Annotated in this window: 14 protein-coding genes, 1 tRNA gene and 1 pseudogene; 12 read left to right on the top strand and 4 right to left on the bottom strand. The window is 67.8% G+C overall.

Translation table 11 applies throughout. The features are described 5' to 3' along the window. Positions 1-92 precede the first annotated feature (92 nt). The 5 genes and pseudogenes from LEL84_RS00385 to LEL84_RS00365 all read left to right on the top strand — a co-directional run bounded on the left by LEL84_RS00385 (position 93) and on the right by LEL84_RS00365 (position 5,079). Entirely contained in the window at positions 93-1,085 is a 993-nt protein-coding gene (locus LEL84_RS00385) for a glycoside hydrolase family 26 protein (protein WP_065629024.1), read from the top strand. Then, positions 1,082-2,314, top strand: a complete 1,233-nt coding sequence (locus tag LEL84_RS00380) for a PP2C family protein-serine/threonine phosphatase (RefSeq protein WP_226513040.1) — start codon at positions 1,082-1,084, stop codon at positions 2,312-2,314. Before LEL84_RS00385 ends, LEL84_RS00380 begins: the two co-directional genes overlap by 4 nt. Continuing rightward, positions 2,311-4,287: pseudogene (locus LEL84_RS00375) on the top strand (glycosyltransferase family 2 protein). The gene LEL84_RS00380 and the pseudogene LEL84_RS00375 overlap by 4 nt, the downstream one beginning before the upstream one ends. After that, entirely contained in the window at positions 4,287-4,625 is a 339-nt protein-coding gene (locus LEL84_RS00370) for an STAS domain-containing protein (protein ID WP_226513039.1), read from the top strand. The pseudogene LEL84_RS00375 and the gene LEL84_RS00370 overlap by 1 nt, the downstream one beginning before the upstream one ends. 40 nt (positions 4,626-4,665) lie before the next feature. Continuing rightward, a complete protein-coding gene (locus LEL84_RS00365; RefSeq protein ID WP_226513038.1) occupies positions 4,666-5,079 on the top strand; it encodes an ATP-binding protein in 414 nt (137 codons plus the stop codon). A 32-nt stretch (positions 5,080-5,111) separates the two neighbouring features. Here the strand turns inward: LEL84_RS00365 and LEL84_RS00360 are convergent, their stop codons facing one another. Next, positions 5,112-5,540 (bottom strand): single-stranded DNA-binding protein, encoded by a 429-nt coding sequence (locus LEL84_RS00360; protein ID WP_058250025.1) that lies wholly within the window; start codon positions 5,538-5,540, stop codon positions 5,112-5,114. 159 nt (positions 5,541-5,699) lie between these two features. Here LEL84_RS00360 and LEL84_RS00355 point away from each other — a divergent pair, with 159 nt between their 5' ends. Further along, complete coding sequence (locus LEL84_RS00355) at positions 5,700-6,284, top strand: chorismate mutase (RefSeq protein WP_226513037.1); 585 nt, start codon at positions 5,700-5,702, stop codon at positions 6,282-6,284. 13 nt (positions 6,285-6,297) lie between these two features. On the opposite strand, the gene LEL84_RS00350 is transcribed toward LEL84_RS00355, so the two are convergent. Further along, entirely contained in the window at positions 6,298-8,322 is a 2,025-nt protein-coding gene (locus tag LEL84_RS00350) for a cytochrome c oxidase assembly protein (protein WP_137809308.1), read from the bottom strand. 133 nt (positions 8,323-8,455) lie between these two features. Here LEL84_RS00350 and LEL84_RS00345 point away from each other — a divergent pair. From LEL84_RS00345 to LEL84_RS00335, 3 genes are all read left to right on the top strand, one after another. Further along, positions 8,456-8,529, top strand: a tRNA-Arg gene (locus tag LEL84_RS00345). A gap of 110 nt (positions 8,530-8,639) precedes the next feature. Further along, positions 8,640-9,002 carry a hypothetical protein gene (locus LEL84_RS00340; protein WP_226513036.1) on the top strand — a complete coding sequence of 121 codons (363 nt, stop codon included), beginning with the start codon at positions 8,640-8,642 and terminating at the stop codon, positions 9,000-9,002. After that, the gene (locus LEL84_RS00335) at positions 9,002-10,693 is read left to right on the top strand and encodes a hypothetical protein (protein WP_226513035.1); all 1,692 of its coding nucleotides are present in this window, start codon (positions 9,002-9,004) and stop codon (positions 10,691-10,693) included. The genes LEL84_RS00340 and LEL84_RS00335 overlap by 1 nt, the downstream gene beginning before the upstream one ends. A gap of 145 nt (positions 10,694-10,838) precedes the next feature. Here the strand turns inward: LEL84_RS00335 and LEL84_RS00330 are convergent, their stop codons facing one another. Then, entirely contained in the window at positions 10,839-12,158 is a 1,320-nt protein-coding gene (locus LEL84_RS00330; RefSeq protein ID WP_226513034.1) for a uracil-xanthine permease family protein, read from the bottom strand. Between the two features lie 137 nt (positions 12,159-12,295). Between LEL84_RS00330 and LEL84_RS00325 the strand changes: the two genes are divergently transcribed. From LEL84_RS00325 to cmrA, 3 genes are all read left to right on the top strand, one after another. Beyond that, entirely contained in the window at positions 12,296-12,844 is a 549-nt protein-coding gene (locus tag LEL84_RS00325; RefSeq protein WP_226513033.1) for a PadR family transcriptional regulator, read from the top strand. A 73-nt stretch (positions 12,845-12,917) separates the two neighbouring features. After that, positions 12,918-14,981, top strand: coding sequence for an NADPH-dependent 2,4-dienoyl-CoA reductase (locus LEL84_RS00320; protein WP_226513032.1), 2,064 nt, complete (start codon positions 12,918-12,920; stop codon positions 14,979-14,981). A gap of 41 nt (positions 14,982-15,022) precedes the next feature. Beyond that, on the top strand, positions 15,023-15,829 hold the full coding sequence (gene cmrA / locus LEL84_RS00315) for a mycolate reductase (protein WP_226513031.1): 807 nt from the start codon (positions 15,023-15,025) through the stop codon (positions 15,827-15,829). 18 nt (positions 15,830-15,847) lie between these two features. Here cmrA and LEL84_RS00310 read toward each other — a convergent pair whose 3' ends face one another. Continuing rightward, the gene (locus tag LEL84_RS00310) at positions 15,848-17,404 is read right to left on the bottom strand and encodes a helicase HerA-like domain-containing protein (RefSeq protein ID WP_413466904.1); all 1,557 of its coding nucleotides are present in this window, start codon (positions 17,402-17,404) and stop codon (positions 15,848-15,850) included.

Here is a 17,404-nt window from a genome sequence, read left to right as displayed (position 1 = left end):
GCAGGTTTGTCGGCAGAATGTCGTGGGGACAAGAACGGGGGGATGGGTGAGCGCCGTGCCGGTGTGCGGCGGCGAGGCGATGGGAGCGGTCGATGGGTGCGGTACCCAGATGGACGATCGTGTCCGTGGTCCTGGGTGTCATGGTCGGGTCGATGGGCGTCGTCGCCTGCGAGCCGGCGCCGCGCGAATGTCCGCCGACCATCTCTCCCCTGCACGGCCCGGCCGGGGACTGCCTGCGGTTCGGTGTCAGCACCCCGAGCGGCCCGCTCCGCCCGGCCGAGGTCGCCGCGGTCACCGACCTCGTCGGGGTCCGGCCGACCGTCAACCTGTTCTTCGAGGACTTCACCGCGATCCCCCCGATCGCCGCACTCGACGCCGTGGTCGCCTCGGGTGCCGAACCGGTGGTCACCTGGGAGCCGTGGCGCCACCTCGGTGGTGACGACTACGACTGGGGCGCGTTCACGATGTCGTCGATCGTGGCCGGAGCCCACGACGACTACCTGTACCGCTGGGCCGACGAACTCGTCGCCTGGGGCGGGGTCGTCTACCTCCGGTTCGCGCACGAGCCGAACGGCGACTGGTACCCGTGGAGCCCCGCGGGCGGGACCTCCCCCGAGCTGTACATCGCCGCGTGGCGCCATGTCCACGACCTCTTCGCGTCCAAGAACGCGACCAACGTGAAGTGGGTGTGGGCCCCGAATGTCCCCCTTTCCGACGACGCTCCGCTGTCACGCTGGTACCCGGGCGACACCTACGTCGACGTCCTGGGGATCGACGGCTACAACTGGGGCGCGGTGCCCGGCCACCGATGGACTCCGCCGGCGGAGTTGTTCGCCGATTCGTTTGCACAGCTTCGTAACTTGTCCTCCGACACACCGATACTCGTCACAGAGGTCGGGTCGACAGAAGCCGGTGGTTCCAAAGCCGACTGGATCGCCGACCTGGTGACCTACCTCGACGACGCCGACGACGTCACCGGCTTCGTCTGGTTCGACCACGACAAAGAAGCGGACTGGAGATTGGGCAGCACGGCAGCAGCGGGCGCCGCGATGGCGCATGCACTCGAGAAAGCGGGACTGAGGTGACCCTGGTGGACGCGCACATCGATGCCGACATCGAAGAGGCACGACTGCATTCGATGCAGCAGTTGAACGTTCTCGACTCGCCCCCGGAGGATCGGTTCGCGCAGATCACCCGGATGGCGAAAGCCGTGTTCGGCGTACCGATGTCGACGGTGTCGCTGCTCGACCGGGACCGGCAGTGGTTCAAGGCGGTCGACGGCATCGAGCTGCAGAACCTGCCGCGGGAACAGACGGTGTGCCAGGTGACGGTCGCGCGCGCCTACGACCACCCCGACGATCCGGCGCTGATCATCCCCGACGTCTCGAAGGTCCCGGCCTTCGCCGCGATCCCGCAGATCGCCGCCGACGACGGAATCCGCTTCTACGCGGGATATCCGCTGTACGGCCCCGGCGGACATCCCGTGGGGACCTTCTGTCTCTATGACACCCGGCCGCGGGAACTCACCACCGATCAGGAGGCGGCGTTCCGCGAGCTCGCCGCATGGGCGCAGCGGGAGATCGCGAACAGCGACGACCTGGAACGCGCAGCACTGGTGCAGCGTCAATTGCTGCCGCCGCCCCTCGGAGTCGTCCCCGGATGGTCGATCGCGGCGATGTGCCTGCCCGCCTTCGCCGTCGGCGGGGACTTCTACGATCACTACCCCTGGAGCGACGGCCTGGTGTTCACCGTCGCCGACGTCATGGGGAAGGGACTCGGCGCGGCGATCCTCACGGCGACGGTTCGATCGGCGATCCGAGCCGCATCCCGCGCACTCGACGCCGCCGGACATGCCGCGGCCGACGCCGACCTCGCGAAGGTGGTCGAGACGGTGGCCGATCAGCTCGCCGACGACTTCGCCGGCACCGAGACGTTCGCGACCGCGTTCCATGCACGCCTGCACACCGACGAGGGGCAGCTCGAATACGTGGACGCCGGCCACGGTCTGTCGATCGTCCGCCGGGCCGCCGGAGGTGTGGAGTCGCTCCCCGGGGGCGGTCTGCCGATCGGCATCCTGCGCGACGACACCTGGGACTCCGCCCGGGTCCACCTCGATCCCGGCGACATGGTCGTCATCACCTCCGACGGGCTGCTGGACCTCTTGCCGTCTGGTGACGAGTCGGCGTTGCAGGCACTCTTCGCCGACACCTCGACCCCGTCGCAGGTGTGCTCGATGGTGAGCGAACTGGTCGCCTCACGGCCGCCGATCGACGATGTGACCGTCGTGGCCATTCGTCGAGACGATGCGGGATGAGCGAGAGCGTCGAGGAGGCCACCCTCGCACGCACGGCCCCGTCGCCGTGGCTGCGGCTGGTGATCGTCGCCGCCGCGATCCTCGGGATCAACTACATCGTGTGGCGCTGGCTGGCCTCGGTGAACTGGGACGCCTGGTGGATCGCGGTTCCCCTGGTCGTCGCCGAGACCTACAGCCTGATCGACTCGCTGCTGTTCGGGCTGACGATGTGGCGGCTGCAACACCGCCCCGATCCGCCTCCCCCGCCCGAGGGCGCCACCGTCGATGTCTTCATCACCACCTACAACGAACCCCTGGATCTGGTGATGAAGACCGCTGTCGCCGCGAAGGCGATCACCTACCCGCACACCACGTGGATCCTCGACGACGGTGATCGAGCCGAGCTCGCCGAGGCCGCGGCCCGGGCGGGCATCGGGTACATCACGCGATCGTCGAACTGGCTCGACAAACCGCGGCACGCCAAGGCCGGCAACCTGAACAACGCCCTGATGCAGACCGACGGCGAGTTCCTGCTCATCCTCGACGCCGATCAGATCCCCGAACCGCAGATCCTCGACCGCACGCTCGGCTATTTCCACGACGACAAGATGGCCCTCGTCCAGACGCCGCAGTATTTCGTGAACGTGCCGCCCGGCGACCCGCTCGGCAGCCAGGCCCCGCTGTTCTACGGACCGATCCAGCAGGGCAAGGACGGGTGGAACGCCGCGTTCTTCTGCGGATCCAACGCCGTGCTGCGCCGGGAGGCGCTGATGCAGCTCGGCATCACCCAGTATGTCTCCGCCGTCTCCGACGGCATCGATCGCGCCCTGCGCACCGCGCGTTCTGTCCTCAAGTCGACGCGCAAGCAGGTCGGGAAAGACAACCCCACCGCCTCGGCCGCGCTCGACGCCGTCGACGAGGCCGTGAAAGACGCTCGCGCGCAGCTGAAGAAGAAAGAGCCACTGGCCGAGATCACCTATCGCTTCCAGGCGCGCGTCGACGAGGCGGCACGCGGGCTCGTCGACGCCGACGTCGAGGCCATGCGCGCCGACCTCGAGGCCATCGAGGCGCTCACCGAGCTGAGCGAGCAGGAAGCCGGTGCCGGCGCCGTCGACTACGACGCGCTCGCGGTCCTCGCCGAGCGGGAGTGGTCGCCGCTCGGCGCCATCGAATCGATCCGCGCCATGGTCGCGGCGGTCGACGTCGGACGATCCGACGAGGCCCAGCCCATGTTGCCCCTGGCCACCATCTCGGTGACCGAGGACATGGCGACCTGTATGCGGCTGCACGCCCTCGGCTGGAACTCCGCCTACCATCACGAGAATCTTGCCTTCGGCCTGGCGCCCGAGGACCTGAAAACGATGGTCACGCAACGGCTTAGGTGGGCACAGGGCACGATCCAGGTCATGCTGCGGGAGAACCCGCTGGTACAGAAGGGCCTCACCCTCACCCAGCGACTCATGTACTGGGCGACGATGTGAAGCTACCTCGCCGGTTTCGCGGCCATCGCCTACATCGCGGCACCGGTGGTCTACCTGGTGCTGGGCATCCTGCCGGTCGAGGCCTACAGCTGGGACTTCTTCCTGCGGCTGATCCCGTTCCTGGTGGTCAACCAGATACTGTTCCTGGTGGTGGCACGAGGCACGCCGACGTGGCGCGGCCAGCAGTACAGCCTCGCTCTGTTCCCCGTCTGGATCAAGGCGTGCACCACCGCATTTCGCAACGTCTACATGAACCGTCCGCTCGGTTTCGCGGTGACCCCGAAGACCAAGCAGTCGCAGGATGCGTTGCCCTGGCACATCGTTCGGCCACAGCTGATCGCGATGGCGTTGCTCGTGGTGGCCTCGGTCATCGGTGTCGTGCAGCTGTACCGGGGCGCCGTCTCCGTTCTCGGCGTCGGCGTGAACCTGTTCTGGGTAGTGTTCGATCTGGTGATCCTGAGCGTTGTCATCACCGCGGTGCGGTACCGCGGTCCCGATGAGGAAGGGCAGTGATGGCGAATTTCGCAACACGTACCGTCGACGGCGGCGCCGTGGCGATCCGGCCCGAGGGCCGGCTCAACATGGTTGTCGCCCCGCGACTCCGAGACCAGTTGCACGAGTTGGTCGGGTCCGGTTCGGCCCGGATCGTCGTCGACCTGTCCGGCACCGACTTCATCGATTCCTCGGGCCTGGGCGCACTCGTCTCCGGGTTGAAGGTGGCACGCCAGGCCGGCGGCGACCTCCGGATCGCGGCCCCGACGCCGCAGGTGGTCACCGTCCTGGAGTTGACCAATCTCAATCGCGTTCTGCGCGTCCACCCGTCGGCCGACGACGCCTTCGACGGGGCCTGACGGGACCCGTCCCACTCACCCAGAGATCGAGGCCCCGGCGATGACCGAGAACACCGCGACCCGCACCCTCGAGGAGATCACCTCGCTCGAGACCATGGACCACATCCACGCACTCCTCGCCGATTTCCTCGCGGAGTGCCCCATCGACGACATGGACGCGATGCAGTTCGAGCTCGCCGTGGCCGAGATCGGCGCCAACATCATCGAACACGCCGGGGACGGCGCAACCGTCACCCTGCGCCTCGAGCTGGAGGTCGCACCGGACCGGATCGAAGCCCGCTACTCCGACGACGGCAGTCCCGCCCGCGTCGATCTCGACGCCGTGAACCTGCCCGACGACTTCGCCGAGCGTGGCCGCGGCCTGGCCATCGCGATCAACGTCCTCGACGAACTCGCCTATCGTCGTGCCGACGGCAAGAACCACTGGCGACTGGTCCGGAACCGTTCGGACTGAGTCGTAATCGGCTCAACCCCACGATCGTGCGTTCACGCCGCCGACTCGCGGGTCTCGGGCGCGGTTGCGACGACCGGCGCGTCGGCCGCGCGCCCCTGGGCGGGCGTGCCCCGATACGTGACGACGCAGCGACTCAGGTCGAGTCCGACGGCCACGGCCGTCATCTCGAGATCGGAGCGACGTGAGCCGTCCGCCGACGGGTACTCGTTGGTCTTGATCTGACCGTGCGCGATCACCGGTCGACCCTTGGCGATCGCCAGGCCGACCCCGGTCAGCAGGCGCCGCCAGCAGCTGACCGTCAGGTACAACGTGGGTCCGTCCGACCACTCGCCGGTGTTCTTGTCGATCCGCCGCGAGGTGCACGCCACGCGGAAGGAGATCACGTCCTCCCCGGTGGTCGTCTGCCGCCGACGGGGATCGGACACTACGGTTCCGATGACGGTCGTGTACGTCTCAAACATGGTCGTCTCCTACGGTTGTCGGCCACGGGAAGGTGTGGCCGCACCAGCATCACCCGCAGCGGGGCCGTCAACCGTCGAGGCCGCACGACTGTGGAGAACTCGACGGGTTACCCACAGATCGCGATGCACCTGACGCTCGCCGCCCATACACTTCGCAGGGTGCGCATCCGAAGGCTCCTGGTAGGTCTCATCTCAGCGGCAACAATGCTGGTTGCCCCGCCCCTCGCAGGCGCTGCGCCGGTCGCTTCGCCGACATTGACCGGTCTGACCGAGGCGATCGCGGGCCGGCTCGCACTGGCTGACACCGTCGCCGCGACGAAATGGGCGTCCGGCGCGGCCATCGACGACCCGGCGCGCGAACAGGTGGTCCTCGACACCGTGTCGCAGCTGGCCACCGACCGCGGTCTCGACCCCGCCTACGTACGCGGTGTGTTCCGCGATCAGATCGAGGCTAGCAAGACCGTCCAACGCGGACTGTTTGCGCAGTGGCGGCTGCCTGGGCAGACTGCTCCACCTGCGACGTCCGATCTCGGTCCGGTCCGGACCGCGATCAACGAGTTCACCGTGGCCATCGTCGACCAGCTTGCCGCCGCAGGCGAACTCGTGACGAGCTTCCGGTGTCCCCCAGAGCTGATCACTGCGACCGGCCGCACCGCTGCCGATTTCGGCTTCGATCCCCTGCACACCGGCGCCTTGATCCAGGCCGGGTCGTCGGTATGCACGGTGTCGACGGGGTCCGGCTGAGACCTGTTGCCGCTCAACCGCGCTTGTTGAGTTCCTTCAACATCTCGTTGTAGCTGCCGAGGTCCGCGTCGTGGTCGCGGTCCGCGTTGCGGTCGAAGCGTCGCGCCAGCTTCGTATCGCTGCGCTGCCACTGCACGAACAGCGCGAGCAGGACCACCACCAGGGGGATCTCGCCTGCGGCCCAGGCTATTCCGCCCCCGACACGTTGGTCGTCGAAGAGGCCGTAGTTCCACGGGAGATTGAGCCCGCGGTAGTAGGTCTCGGCGATGACCGCGGTCGTCATCATGAGGGCGATGCCGAAGAACGCGTGGAACGGGATCGAGGCCATCACGAGGCCCAGCTTTGCCACGGGTGACACCTGACGCGGGGCCGGGTCGATGCCGATCACCAGCCAGTAGAAGATGTAGCCGCTGATCAGGAAGTGCAGATTCATCAACAGGTGCGCCGCGTGGTACTGAACCACGGACTCGTACAGACCGCCGAGATAGAGAACGTAGAAGCTGCCGACGAACATGACCGCGGCGATCAGCGGATGCGTCAGGATCCGGGACGGCGCCGAGTGCACGCCCAGCTGAATCCACTCGCGCGGGCCCGGCGGATTGCCCCGACCGGCCGGCGGCAGTGCCCGCAGGGCGAGCGTGACCGGGCCACCGAGCACCAGCAGGACCGGCACCATCATCGACAGCAGCATGTGCGCGATCATGTGGATGCTGAACATCGCCGGGGCGTAGCGGCCCAATCCCGATGACGTCGCCAGCAACAGCAGCAGACACCCGAGGAGCCACGCGACGGTGCGACCGACCGGCCAGGCATCACCCCGGCGCCTCAGGCGGATGACTCCCCGGAGATACACGACGGCGAGCACGATCGCCGCGAGCCCGAAGATCAGGTCGAAGCGCCACTCGGTGAGAAGGCGGACGAACGTCGGCGGCCCGTCGAGGTCGTAACCGATCGCGTTCTCGGTCGCCGAGATCTGGGTGGTGTCCACGAGTGGAGGCGGCGTACGGCTCAGGCCGACGGCCAGGCCGAAGGTCGCGGCGAACACGGCGAGTTCGACCAGTCCGAAGCGGACGAACAGCGACGGCTTGTCGTCGGCGTCCAGTTGGGCGATGGTGACACGACGATGCCACGCGCCGAGTCCGCCGAGCACGACCAGGGCCACCACCTTGGCCACGACCAGACGGCCGTAGGTGTCGGTGAACAGGTCGCCGAGCGGCACCCGCACCAGGGCGTTGACGACACCGCTGGCCCCCACGACGAGGATGCACCAGAACGCGACGCGCGAGAACCGGCGCACCGCCAGGGCACGCCATCGTCCGTCGGCGAGGGCGTAGACCACGACCGCGGCGAGACCGCCGAGCCACAGGGTCGCGCCGATGATGTGCAGGATCAGGCTGTTGGTGGCGACGTCGTGGTTGCCACCCGACGAGGAGTGGCCCGCGAGCGCGGACGGCATCAGGCTGAACACGGAGAACGCGATGACCGCGATGGTCGGACCCCAGTGCAGGGTCATCCGGGCGATGATGGCCGCGACCAGTGCGAACACCGCGGTCCAGAACCAGGTGCGCACCTCCGCGACCTGGCCGTAGGCGGTCAGCAGGTTCGCCGGGCGGATCGCCTCCGCCAGCGGCGCCCCACTGACCTCCGACGCCGAGAACGGCATCGACAGCAGAGCGGAGACCGACCACGTCAGCGCGCTCGCCGCCGCGATCCGGATGGCGCGGTAACCCCCGACGTCGAGGACGCCGCTCGCCTGGGGCGGCACGAAGAACGCGGCGAACACGGCCGACCCGAGCGCGATCGCCGCGGCGAACTCGCCGATCGCGGTCAGAGCAGGTGCGCCGTAGGTGGTCAGCGGCCCCGGATCGGGCACACCGGTCAACCGGAGCGCCGACGCCGCGGAGATCGCGGTGACGGCGACGGCGACGATCGCGGCGAGCCAACCCGATGCCCACAGGATCGCGGTGACGACGCCGCGCGGTTCGTTCATCGCGTCGCGATGCTGCTCCGCGGAGGCGGGCGTCGACGTGCGGGTCATCCTCCAACTGTAGGACCGGCCACTGACGTGATCCCAATTCGACCTGGCCCGCCGTGGCGCACGGCATAGCGACGACGGTGTCGTAGACTCTCTCTGCCCGGCCGCTCGTGCGCCACGTCACGCTCGCCGGTCAGCCTCCGTAGCTCAGGTGGATAGAGCAAGGGCCTTCTAATCCCTAGGTCGCAGGTTCGAGTCCTGCCGGGGGCACGTCATGTGCCTGTCGCCGATCGCTCGAAGTGGATCGGGAACCGTTCGGGGCACGCCGTGCGTCATAGTCCTGCCCCACACCTCGGTGGGTCGCGACTCCCTGGAGGATCATGACGCTCCCCCGCTCTCTGTCCGGTTTTCCGCCCCTGTCATCTGGTCGACGAGACCAGACGGGTTCAGAGGCATCGCTGTTCGGTGTCCATCCCGCCGAGGTCGAGGGCATCGCGCGCACCTGGCAGGCCGCCGCGATCGCGATCCACGCCGCGGATGTCGAGGCCGTCGGAGCGGCGCTCGGACCCTCGAGTCGCGTCGTGCGTGCCCTCGCCGCCACGATCGGACCCGCACGGCTGGCGGTGGACTCCATCGGTGAACGCCTGATGACGATGAGCCAGATGCTGCGGGCGTTCGACGCGACGACGGCAGACGCCGACGCGCGGTCGGGCACTCGGTTCCGCTCGCTTCGGAACCGCTGATGCGACCCACCCTCTCGCAGTTGCGCGCGTGGGATCCGCAGTCGATCGCCGCCGCCGGGTCCGCTGCCTCGACGCTCGCCGAGCGCATCGACACCGGCATCGGTCGCGCGGTGCGTGCCTTCGACAACGCCTCGAGGTGGTCGGGCGGCACGCACGATGCTGCGCACCACGCCATCTGGGCGGAACACGATCATGCCGGCGAGGTCCGCAACGTGGTGCAGATGATCGCCGACGAGGCCACCGATGCCGCCGCCGACCTCGGCTACGCCCGCGACTTCGCCCTTGGTGTCGTCCGGGGAGCCGAGGGGCTGGGCTTCACCGTCTTCGACGACGGCGAGGTGACACATCCAGAGCACGAATTCGACGGTCAGGCCGCCCTTCTCGCGGAATCCATCGCCGAGGCGCTCGACACCGTCGACGCCCTCGACGAGCGCTACGGTGCACGACTCGAGACCTTCGCGGCCGACCTCGCGTCGATGACGGCGGGTCAACCCGACGTCACGCTGCCCGGCGGCGCCGAGATGGACGCGGATCAGGCAGTCCGCATGTTGGAGACGCTCACGCCGACCCAGGTCCGCGATGTCATCGAACAGATGGGTGCCGACGACGTCCGACGCCTGGTGCAGGCCGACCCGCACGTCGTCGGGAACCTACCGGGCGTCCCGTTCGCGATCCGCGCCCAGGCCAACGAGATCAACATCCGCAACGCACTTCTCGACGAGATGGCGGCCGGTCGCGCGCACGGGCGAAGAGCTCGGACCCTGCGCGGACTCCTCGAGCCCAGCCCCGACCCGATCGCCGACGAGAAACCCCGCGGCGACGACGGACTCGTCGAGCGGACCTTCATCACCTTCGTCAACACTCCGCGCGGACGCATGGTCGAGATGATCGGATCGTTGCGGCCCGGCACCCCGAACACGGCGACCTACGTCCCCGGGACCGGCACGAACCTCGACACCGTGGTCGGCCACAACCGCACGGCCGCAGCCGAACTCGCGGCACGCACCGGCGGTCCGGTCTTCCTCTACCTCGACGGCGACCTCCCGCCCGACCTCCGCGCGGCGGCGAGTCCGAGCTTTGCCGCGGCCATGGCGCACCGCCTGGAGTTGTTCGGAGCCGAACTCGACGCCGAGATCGCGCACCTCGCACCCGGTGCGACCACCACCTACATCGGTCACAGCTACGGCGGGTCGGTCGTGGGATCGGCCGAACAACTCGGCCTGTCCCCCGACCGCGTCATCTACGCGTCGTCGGCGGGCACCGGAATCTACGACACCCCGCATCCCGACGGCGTGGATCGATACTCGCTGACCTTCCCGGGCGACCCGATCCACTACGTCCAGTCCTTTCCCGGGAACCCGCACGGCCACGACCCCGACACCGCGCCCGGCGTGATCAGGCTCGACACCGGCACAGTCGAGCTCGACGAGCGCACAGTCGACGGGGGTCTGGTCACCCACGGTGCCTATTGGAACGACCCGGAATCCACGGCCTTCCAGAACATGGTGAAGGTCATCGTCGGCGCCGAACCCGACCTCTACGTCCCCCGCAAGCCCGACATCGCCGAACTCCCGCCACCGGTCGGCGCACCTGCTCCCCTGTGGTGGCTCTATCTCTTCAACGATCGCGCCGACGGGGACATCGACCTACCGGGGCCGATTCCCGACATCCCGCTACGGCTGCCGTGGTGAGCCGCGACTCGAACACACGCCAGGCTTTCGAGTAGTCGTCCGTTTGATCCCGGTCCTCTCGCGACCGTCCACCTGCGAACCTCAACTCGACTCCTGGACCTCGATCGAAGTCCATCAGTCGAGTTGAGGTTCGTCGGTCGGACACCTATGCGTCGCCGTGGTGAGTGTCCGTCCGGCCGACGTCGACCGTTCCCCGCCACCCGCCGATGAGGCGCATGGAGTGATAGATGACCAGTGCCGCGACCGAGCCCAGCGAGATGCCGGCGAACACGAGGTCGCCGACCTGCCAGGTGTAGTCGGCGATGCCGATGATGAGCGGGATCGCCGCGGTGAACTGGTTGATCGGCTTGGAGAAGTCGACCTTGTTGGTCACCCAGATCTGGACGCCGATGACACCGACCAGACCGTAGAGCGCGGTCGTGACACCGCCGAGCACGCCGGGCGGGATCGCGGCGATCACGGCGCCGACCTTGGGCGACAGTCCGAGCAGGATCGCCGCGCCGCCGGCCACCCAGTAGGCCGCCGTCGAGTACACCTTGGTCGCCGACATCACACCGATGTTCTCGGCGTAGGTCGTCGTGGCCGACCCGCCGCCGCTGCCGGCCAGCATCGTGGCCACTCCGTCCGCGGCCAGCGCGCGACCCATGGTCGCGTCGTAGTCCTTGCCGGTCATCATCGCGACCGACTTCACGTGGCCGATGTTCTCGACGACGAGCACCAGCACCACGGGGAGGAACAACGGCAGGACACCCAGGTCGAACGTGGGCGTCTGGAAGTCGGGCAGTCCGATCCAGGCGGCGTCACCGATGGCGGAGGTGTCGATGTAGTCGTTGTCGCTGTCGGTCCGGTCGAGGATCAGCGCGAGGACATATCCGGCCACGACGCTCAGGAAGATCGCCAGGCGCCCGAGCAGCCCGCGGAACAGCACCGCGGAGGCCACCAGCAGCACCAGCACGATCGTCGCAAGGACGGGATCGGCGACGAAGTTGTTCTTGGCCGCCGGCGCTAGATTGAGCCCGATCAACGCAACGATCGCGCCGGTCACGACGGGTGGCATCAGGGTCTCGATCCATCGCACACCCGCGAAATGACTGATGAGCCCGATGACGACGAGCAGAGCGCCGACCGCCACGAGCCCGCCGAGCGCCGACGACGCCCCGTCGGAGGCGACGGCGGCCGTCACCGGCGCGATGATGGCGAAACTCGAACCCAGGTAACTGGGCAGGCGGTTGCGGGTGATCAGCAGGAACAGGATCGTGCCGACGCCGGAGAAGAACAGCGTCGTCGACGGTGGGAACCCGGTCAGCACCGGGACGAGGAAGGTCGCGCCGAACATGGCGACCACGTGTTGCAGGCCGATGCTGACCGTCCGAGGCCAGGTCAGCCGTTCCTCCGGTGCCACGACCGCGTTGTCGGTCAGCTTCCAGGACAGCAGATTCCGAGACGTCGTCTCCGGTTCACCCATGCCGAACAGTGTGCGGCACGGATGCTGACGACGCCTCACTTCGGGTCTCCTCCGCCGATGCTGCACGGACGGCATATGCAACTCGACTCATATACACCTTGTTGCATAGTGCGTTGTTGCAGTGTTAGCTTGCTCTCATGGCGCTCGAACACGCGATTCTGGTGTCGCTGGCCGAGCGACCGGGAACGGGCTATGAGATCGGTCAACAATTCGACCGCAGCATCGGCTACTTCTGGTCAGCCACGCACCAGCAGATCTACCGGACGCTGAAGAAGCTCCTCGACGACGAACTGGTCAGCGTCGAGTCGATCAGTCAGGACGGTCGTCCGGACAAGAAGGTCTACACGATCTCCGATGCGGGGCGAGACGCCGTGGCCGACTGGGCGATGAGTCCGACCCCACTGCAACCGCTCCGCAGCGACATCGGCGTGAAGCTGCGGGCCGCGGAGTTCGGCGACCTCGCCGCCATCATCGGCGAACTCAAGGCCCACCGCGACGAGCACCTCGCGCAGCTGAAGCTCTACACCGGTTTCCAGGCCGACTACTACCCCGATCCCGACACGCTCACCGGCCGCAAGCTGCACCAGTACCTCGTCCTCCGCGGCGGTATCCGCCAGGAGCAGGGATACATCGAATGGTGCGACGAGGTCATCCACGGACTCGAACGGGAATTGACCCAGAGCTGAGTTCGCCGGTCCCGCAACACCTTCGATACCGCCAATCCGTCCACCCAGGTTCACCGAGATGAAAGGTCGCGCCATGTCAGCCCCGACGGCACAACCGAACCAGCACTATCCGCACCTGTTCACGCCCCTGCAGATCGGCGGCATGACCATCGAGAACCGACTGGTCATGGGTTCGATGCACACCGGTCTCGAGGACCGGTTCTGGGACACCGACAAGCTGGCCGCGTACTTCGCCGAACGCGCCAAAGGCGGTGCGGGACTGATCATCACCGGCGGCTTCGGCACCAGCCGGACGGGTTTGCTCGCCTTCGCCGGCGGCAAGATGACCAACGTCGTCGACATGACCCGCCACAAGCGCGTGACCAAGGCCGTGCACGACGAGGGCGGCAAGATCGCGATGCAGCTGATCCACGCCGGCCGCTACGGATACACGCCGTTCAAGGTCGCTCCCGGCACCGATCCGTCGCCGATCCACCCCTTCAAGCATCTGAAGATGACCGAGCCGATCATCCGCCACGTCATCAGGTCGTTCGGGCAGTCCGCCAAGCTGGCACGCAAGGCCGGCTACGACGCCATCGAGATCATGGGCGGCGAGGGCTACCTCATCAACCAGTTCCTCTGCCCCCACACCAACGACCGCACCGACAAATGGGGCGGCAACACCGAGAACCGCCAGCGTTTCCTGGTCGAGGTCATCAAGGAGATCCGCCGTCAGGTCCCCCGCGACTACCCGGTGATCCTGCGTCAGTCGATCGCCGACCTGATCCGCAAGGGACAGACCTGGGACGAGGTCGCGCTGATGGCCCGCAAGGCCGAGCAGTACGGCGTCGACGCCATCAACACCGACATCGGCTGGCATGAGGCCCAGGTTCCCACCATCGTCACCTCGGTGCCGCGCGGGGCATTCGTGAAGTTCACCGAACGGCTCCGCGACGAGGTCTCGATCCCGCTGATCGCGGCCAACCGCATCAACACCCCGGAACTCGGCGAGGAGATCCTCGCGAACGGACGCGTCGACGCCATCCAGATGGCCCGGCCGTTCCTCGCCGATCCCCACCTGGCGAACAAGGCCCGCGAGGGTCGCTCCGACGAGATCAACACCTGCATCGGCTGCAACCAGGCCTGCCTCGACCACGCCTTCGTCGGCAAACACGTGTCGTGCCTGGTGAACCCGATCGCGGGACGCGAGACCACGCTCATCCTGGGTCCGACGCGAAAGGCCAAGCGCCTCGCCGTGATCGGCGCGGGCCCGGCCGGCCTGTCGGCCGCCGTCGCCGGCGCCAAGCGCGGCCACAAGGTCACCCTGTTCGAGGGCGGCGACTCCATCGGCGGCCAGTTCTCCATCGCCGCACGCATTCCCGGCAAGGAGGAGTTCAGCGAGACGATCCGCTACTTCGCCCGTCAGATCGAGGTGCTCGGTATCGAGGTCCGGCTGAACACCCGGGCCGACGCCGAGCAGATCATCGCCGAGAAGTTCGACGACGTGATCGTCGCGACCGGCGTCGTGCCGCGCATCCCGAGCTTCCCCGGCGTCGATCACCCGATGGCGATGTCGTACGCCGACGCCGTGCTCGGACATCGGGAGATCGGCAAGCGCGTGGCCGTGATCGGTGCCGGCGGCATCGGTTTCGACGTCAGCGAGTTCCTCACCACCGACGAGTCGCCGACGATGAATCTCAAAGAGTGGGAACAGGAATGGGGCGTGACGGAGGATCCGGAGAAGCCCGGCTTCGTCACCAAGCCGCGGCCGCTTCCGCCGGTGCGTCAGGTCTACCTGGTCCAGCGCAAGGTCGGTAAGCAGGGCAAGTCCCTCGGCAAGACCACCGGATGGGTCCATCGCGCGACGATGAAGATGAAGGGCGTCGAGCAGATCAGCGGCGCCACCTACGACAAGATCGACGACCAGGGGCTGCATCTGAGCTTCCGCGACGACGAGGGCAACGTCACCGACACCCGCGTGCTCGAGGTCGACAACGTGGTGATCTGCGCGGGCCAGGAGTCGGTACGCGATCTGGTCGATCCGTTGACGCTGGCCGGGGTCACGACGCATGTGATCGGCGGGGCCGATTACGCCGGCGAGCTCGACGCCAAGCGCGCGATCCGGCAGGGCACCGAGGTCGCCGCCGGCATCGACTGACGCTCGGCCTCGGCGCGAGAGGCGGCGGCTACCATTGCGACATGCCGGTACCGCCGCCCTCCGCCACCGTCCGTGCCGTCGTCACCGGGGCCTCGTCCGGGATCGGGCGGGAACTCGCACGCGCGCTGGCCGCCCGGGGTCATTCGGTCATCCTCGTCGCCCGCCGGGGCGACCTTCTCGAGGAACTCGCCGGCGAACTCCGCACGGCACACGAGGTCTCGGTCGAGGTCCGCGCGGTCGACCTGTCGGACCCGACGAAGGTGGAAGTGCTCGCCGCCGAATTCGCGGGCCGCGAGATCTCGATCCTCTGCAACAACGCGGGCATCGCGACCTTCGGACCGGTCGCCGACCTCGACGCCGACTACGAACGCGCGCAGGTCCGCCTCAACGTCAACGCCGTCCACGACCTCACTCTGGCGGTGCTCCCGCAGATGGTCAGGCGCGGCTCGGGCGGCATCCTGATGGTCGGGTCGGCCGCCGGAAACATGCCGATTCCCAACAACGCGACGTACGCGGCATCGAAAGCCTTCGTGAACAGCTTCAGCGAGTCCCTGCGCGGCGAGGTGTCCGGGCAGGGCGTGCATGTCACCCTGCTCGCGCCCGGCCCGGTCCGCACGCACACTCCCACCCCGGACGAGGCGTCCATCGTCGACAAGGTCGTCCCGGACTTCCTGTGGCACTCCTCGGCCAAGGTCGCCGAGATGAGTCTGGACGCGTTGGCGCACAACAAGATGCGCGTCGTGCCCGGCACCCTGTCCAAGGCGATGTCGGTGGCCGGCGGGTACACACCGCGCGGGGTGGTGGCCCCGATCGTCGGTGGGTTCTACCGCAAGTTCAGCGCGGAGTAGGTATCGCCTGGGCGCCGTTCAGCGCCGCCGGCGACGCCCCGTGCCGAAGATCGCGCGACTGAACTCACGTCCGGCCGCGCTCGCCGCCGATCGCAGGAAACTCTGCATCGGCTTGCTCGTGAGCACCTCGGTCAGGAGCCCCGGCTCCTCCGGCATCGGCTCCGGGGCGGGCGTCGGCGGCACGGGTGCCGGTGCGTCGGCGGGCTCCCCCGGTGCGAGGGTGTTCGCGGCCAGGATCTCGTACGCCGACTCGCGGTCGATGGGCGTGCCGTACTTCGCGTACAACGGCCCGGCTTTCGCCGCCGAGGTGACGACGTCGGCGCCGATGGCCTCCATCGCCGACCGGGGCGCTCGGACCACCGTCCACGCGACCGGGGTCGGCGCACCGCGCTCGGACAGCACGGTCACGACCGCCTCGCCCGTACCGAGAGAGGTCAGCACCTGCTCGAGGTCGTAGACCTCCGACACTGGGTAGGTCTTGACCGTCGTACGCAGCGCCTTCTGGTCGTCAGGGGTGAAGGCCCGCAGCGCGTGCTGGATCCGGGCACCCAGCTGGGACAACACTTCTTTCGGGATGTCCGTCGGCAGCTGGGAGCAGAAGAACACGCCGACGCCCTTCGACCGGATCAGTTTCACCGTCTGGACGACCTGGTCCACAAAGGCTTTCGACGCATCGTCGAACAGCAGATGCGATTCGTCGAAGATGAAGACCAGCTTTGGTTTGTCGAGGTCGCCCACCTCCGGCATAAATTCGAACAGATCGGCCAGAATCCACATGAGGAAGGTCGAGAAGAGCGCGGGGCGGGCCGCCTGGGTACCGAGCTCGAACAACGTGATGATGCCGCGTCCGTCGGGCGCCGTCCGGATGAGGTCGGCGGGATCGATCTCGGGTTCGCCGAAGAACGTGTCACCGCCGTCGGCCTCGAGATTCGACAGCGCCCGCAGGATCACGCCGGCGGTCTGCCGCGACACCCCGCCGATCCCCTTCAGTTCGGCCTTGCCCTCGTCGCTGGTGAGGAAGGCGATGACCGACCGCAGATCCTTCAGATCGAGAAGCGGCAAGGCCTTCTTGTCCGCCCAGTGGAAGATGAGGCCCAGCGTCGACTCCTGGGTGGCGTTGAGCCCCAACACCTTACTGAGCAGGATCGGCCCGAACGAGGTGATGGTCGCACGGATCGGTACCCCGATTCCCTCCGCACCCAGCGAGACGAACTCGACCGGGTGCGCTGCCGGTTGCCAGTCGTCGCCGGTCTGGTGGGAGCGTTCGGCGATCTTGTCGTTGCCCACGCCCGCTCGGCTGAGTCCGGACAGGTCGCCCTTGATGTCGGCCATGACGACAGGAACGCCGTTGCTCGACAGTTGCTCGGCGATGAGCTGTAGCGTCTTGGTCTTTCCCGTCCCGGTCGCGCCGGCGACGAGACCGTGCCGGTTCATCATCGAGAGCGGGATTCGGACCTTCGCCGCGGGATCCACCTGCCCCGCCACCGAGACGGCGCCCAGTTCGAGTGCGGCGGTGCTGAACGCGTATCCGGCGGCGATGTGCTGCGCCGGACTGGAGGCTTCGGTCACGAGCAC

This window comes from Gordonia sp. WA4-43 (assembly GCF_020520305.1).
In the GTDB taxonomy this organism is placed as follows: Bacteria; Actinomycetota; Actinomycetes; order Mycobacteriales; family Mycobacteriaceae; genus Gordonia; species Gordonia hongkongensis.
The sequence above is the reverse complement of the archived record's forward strand: the minus strand, read 5'-3'. Positions and strand labels throughout refer to the sequence as shown.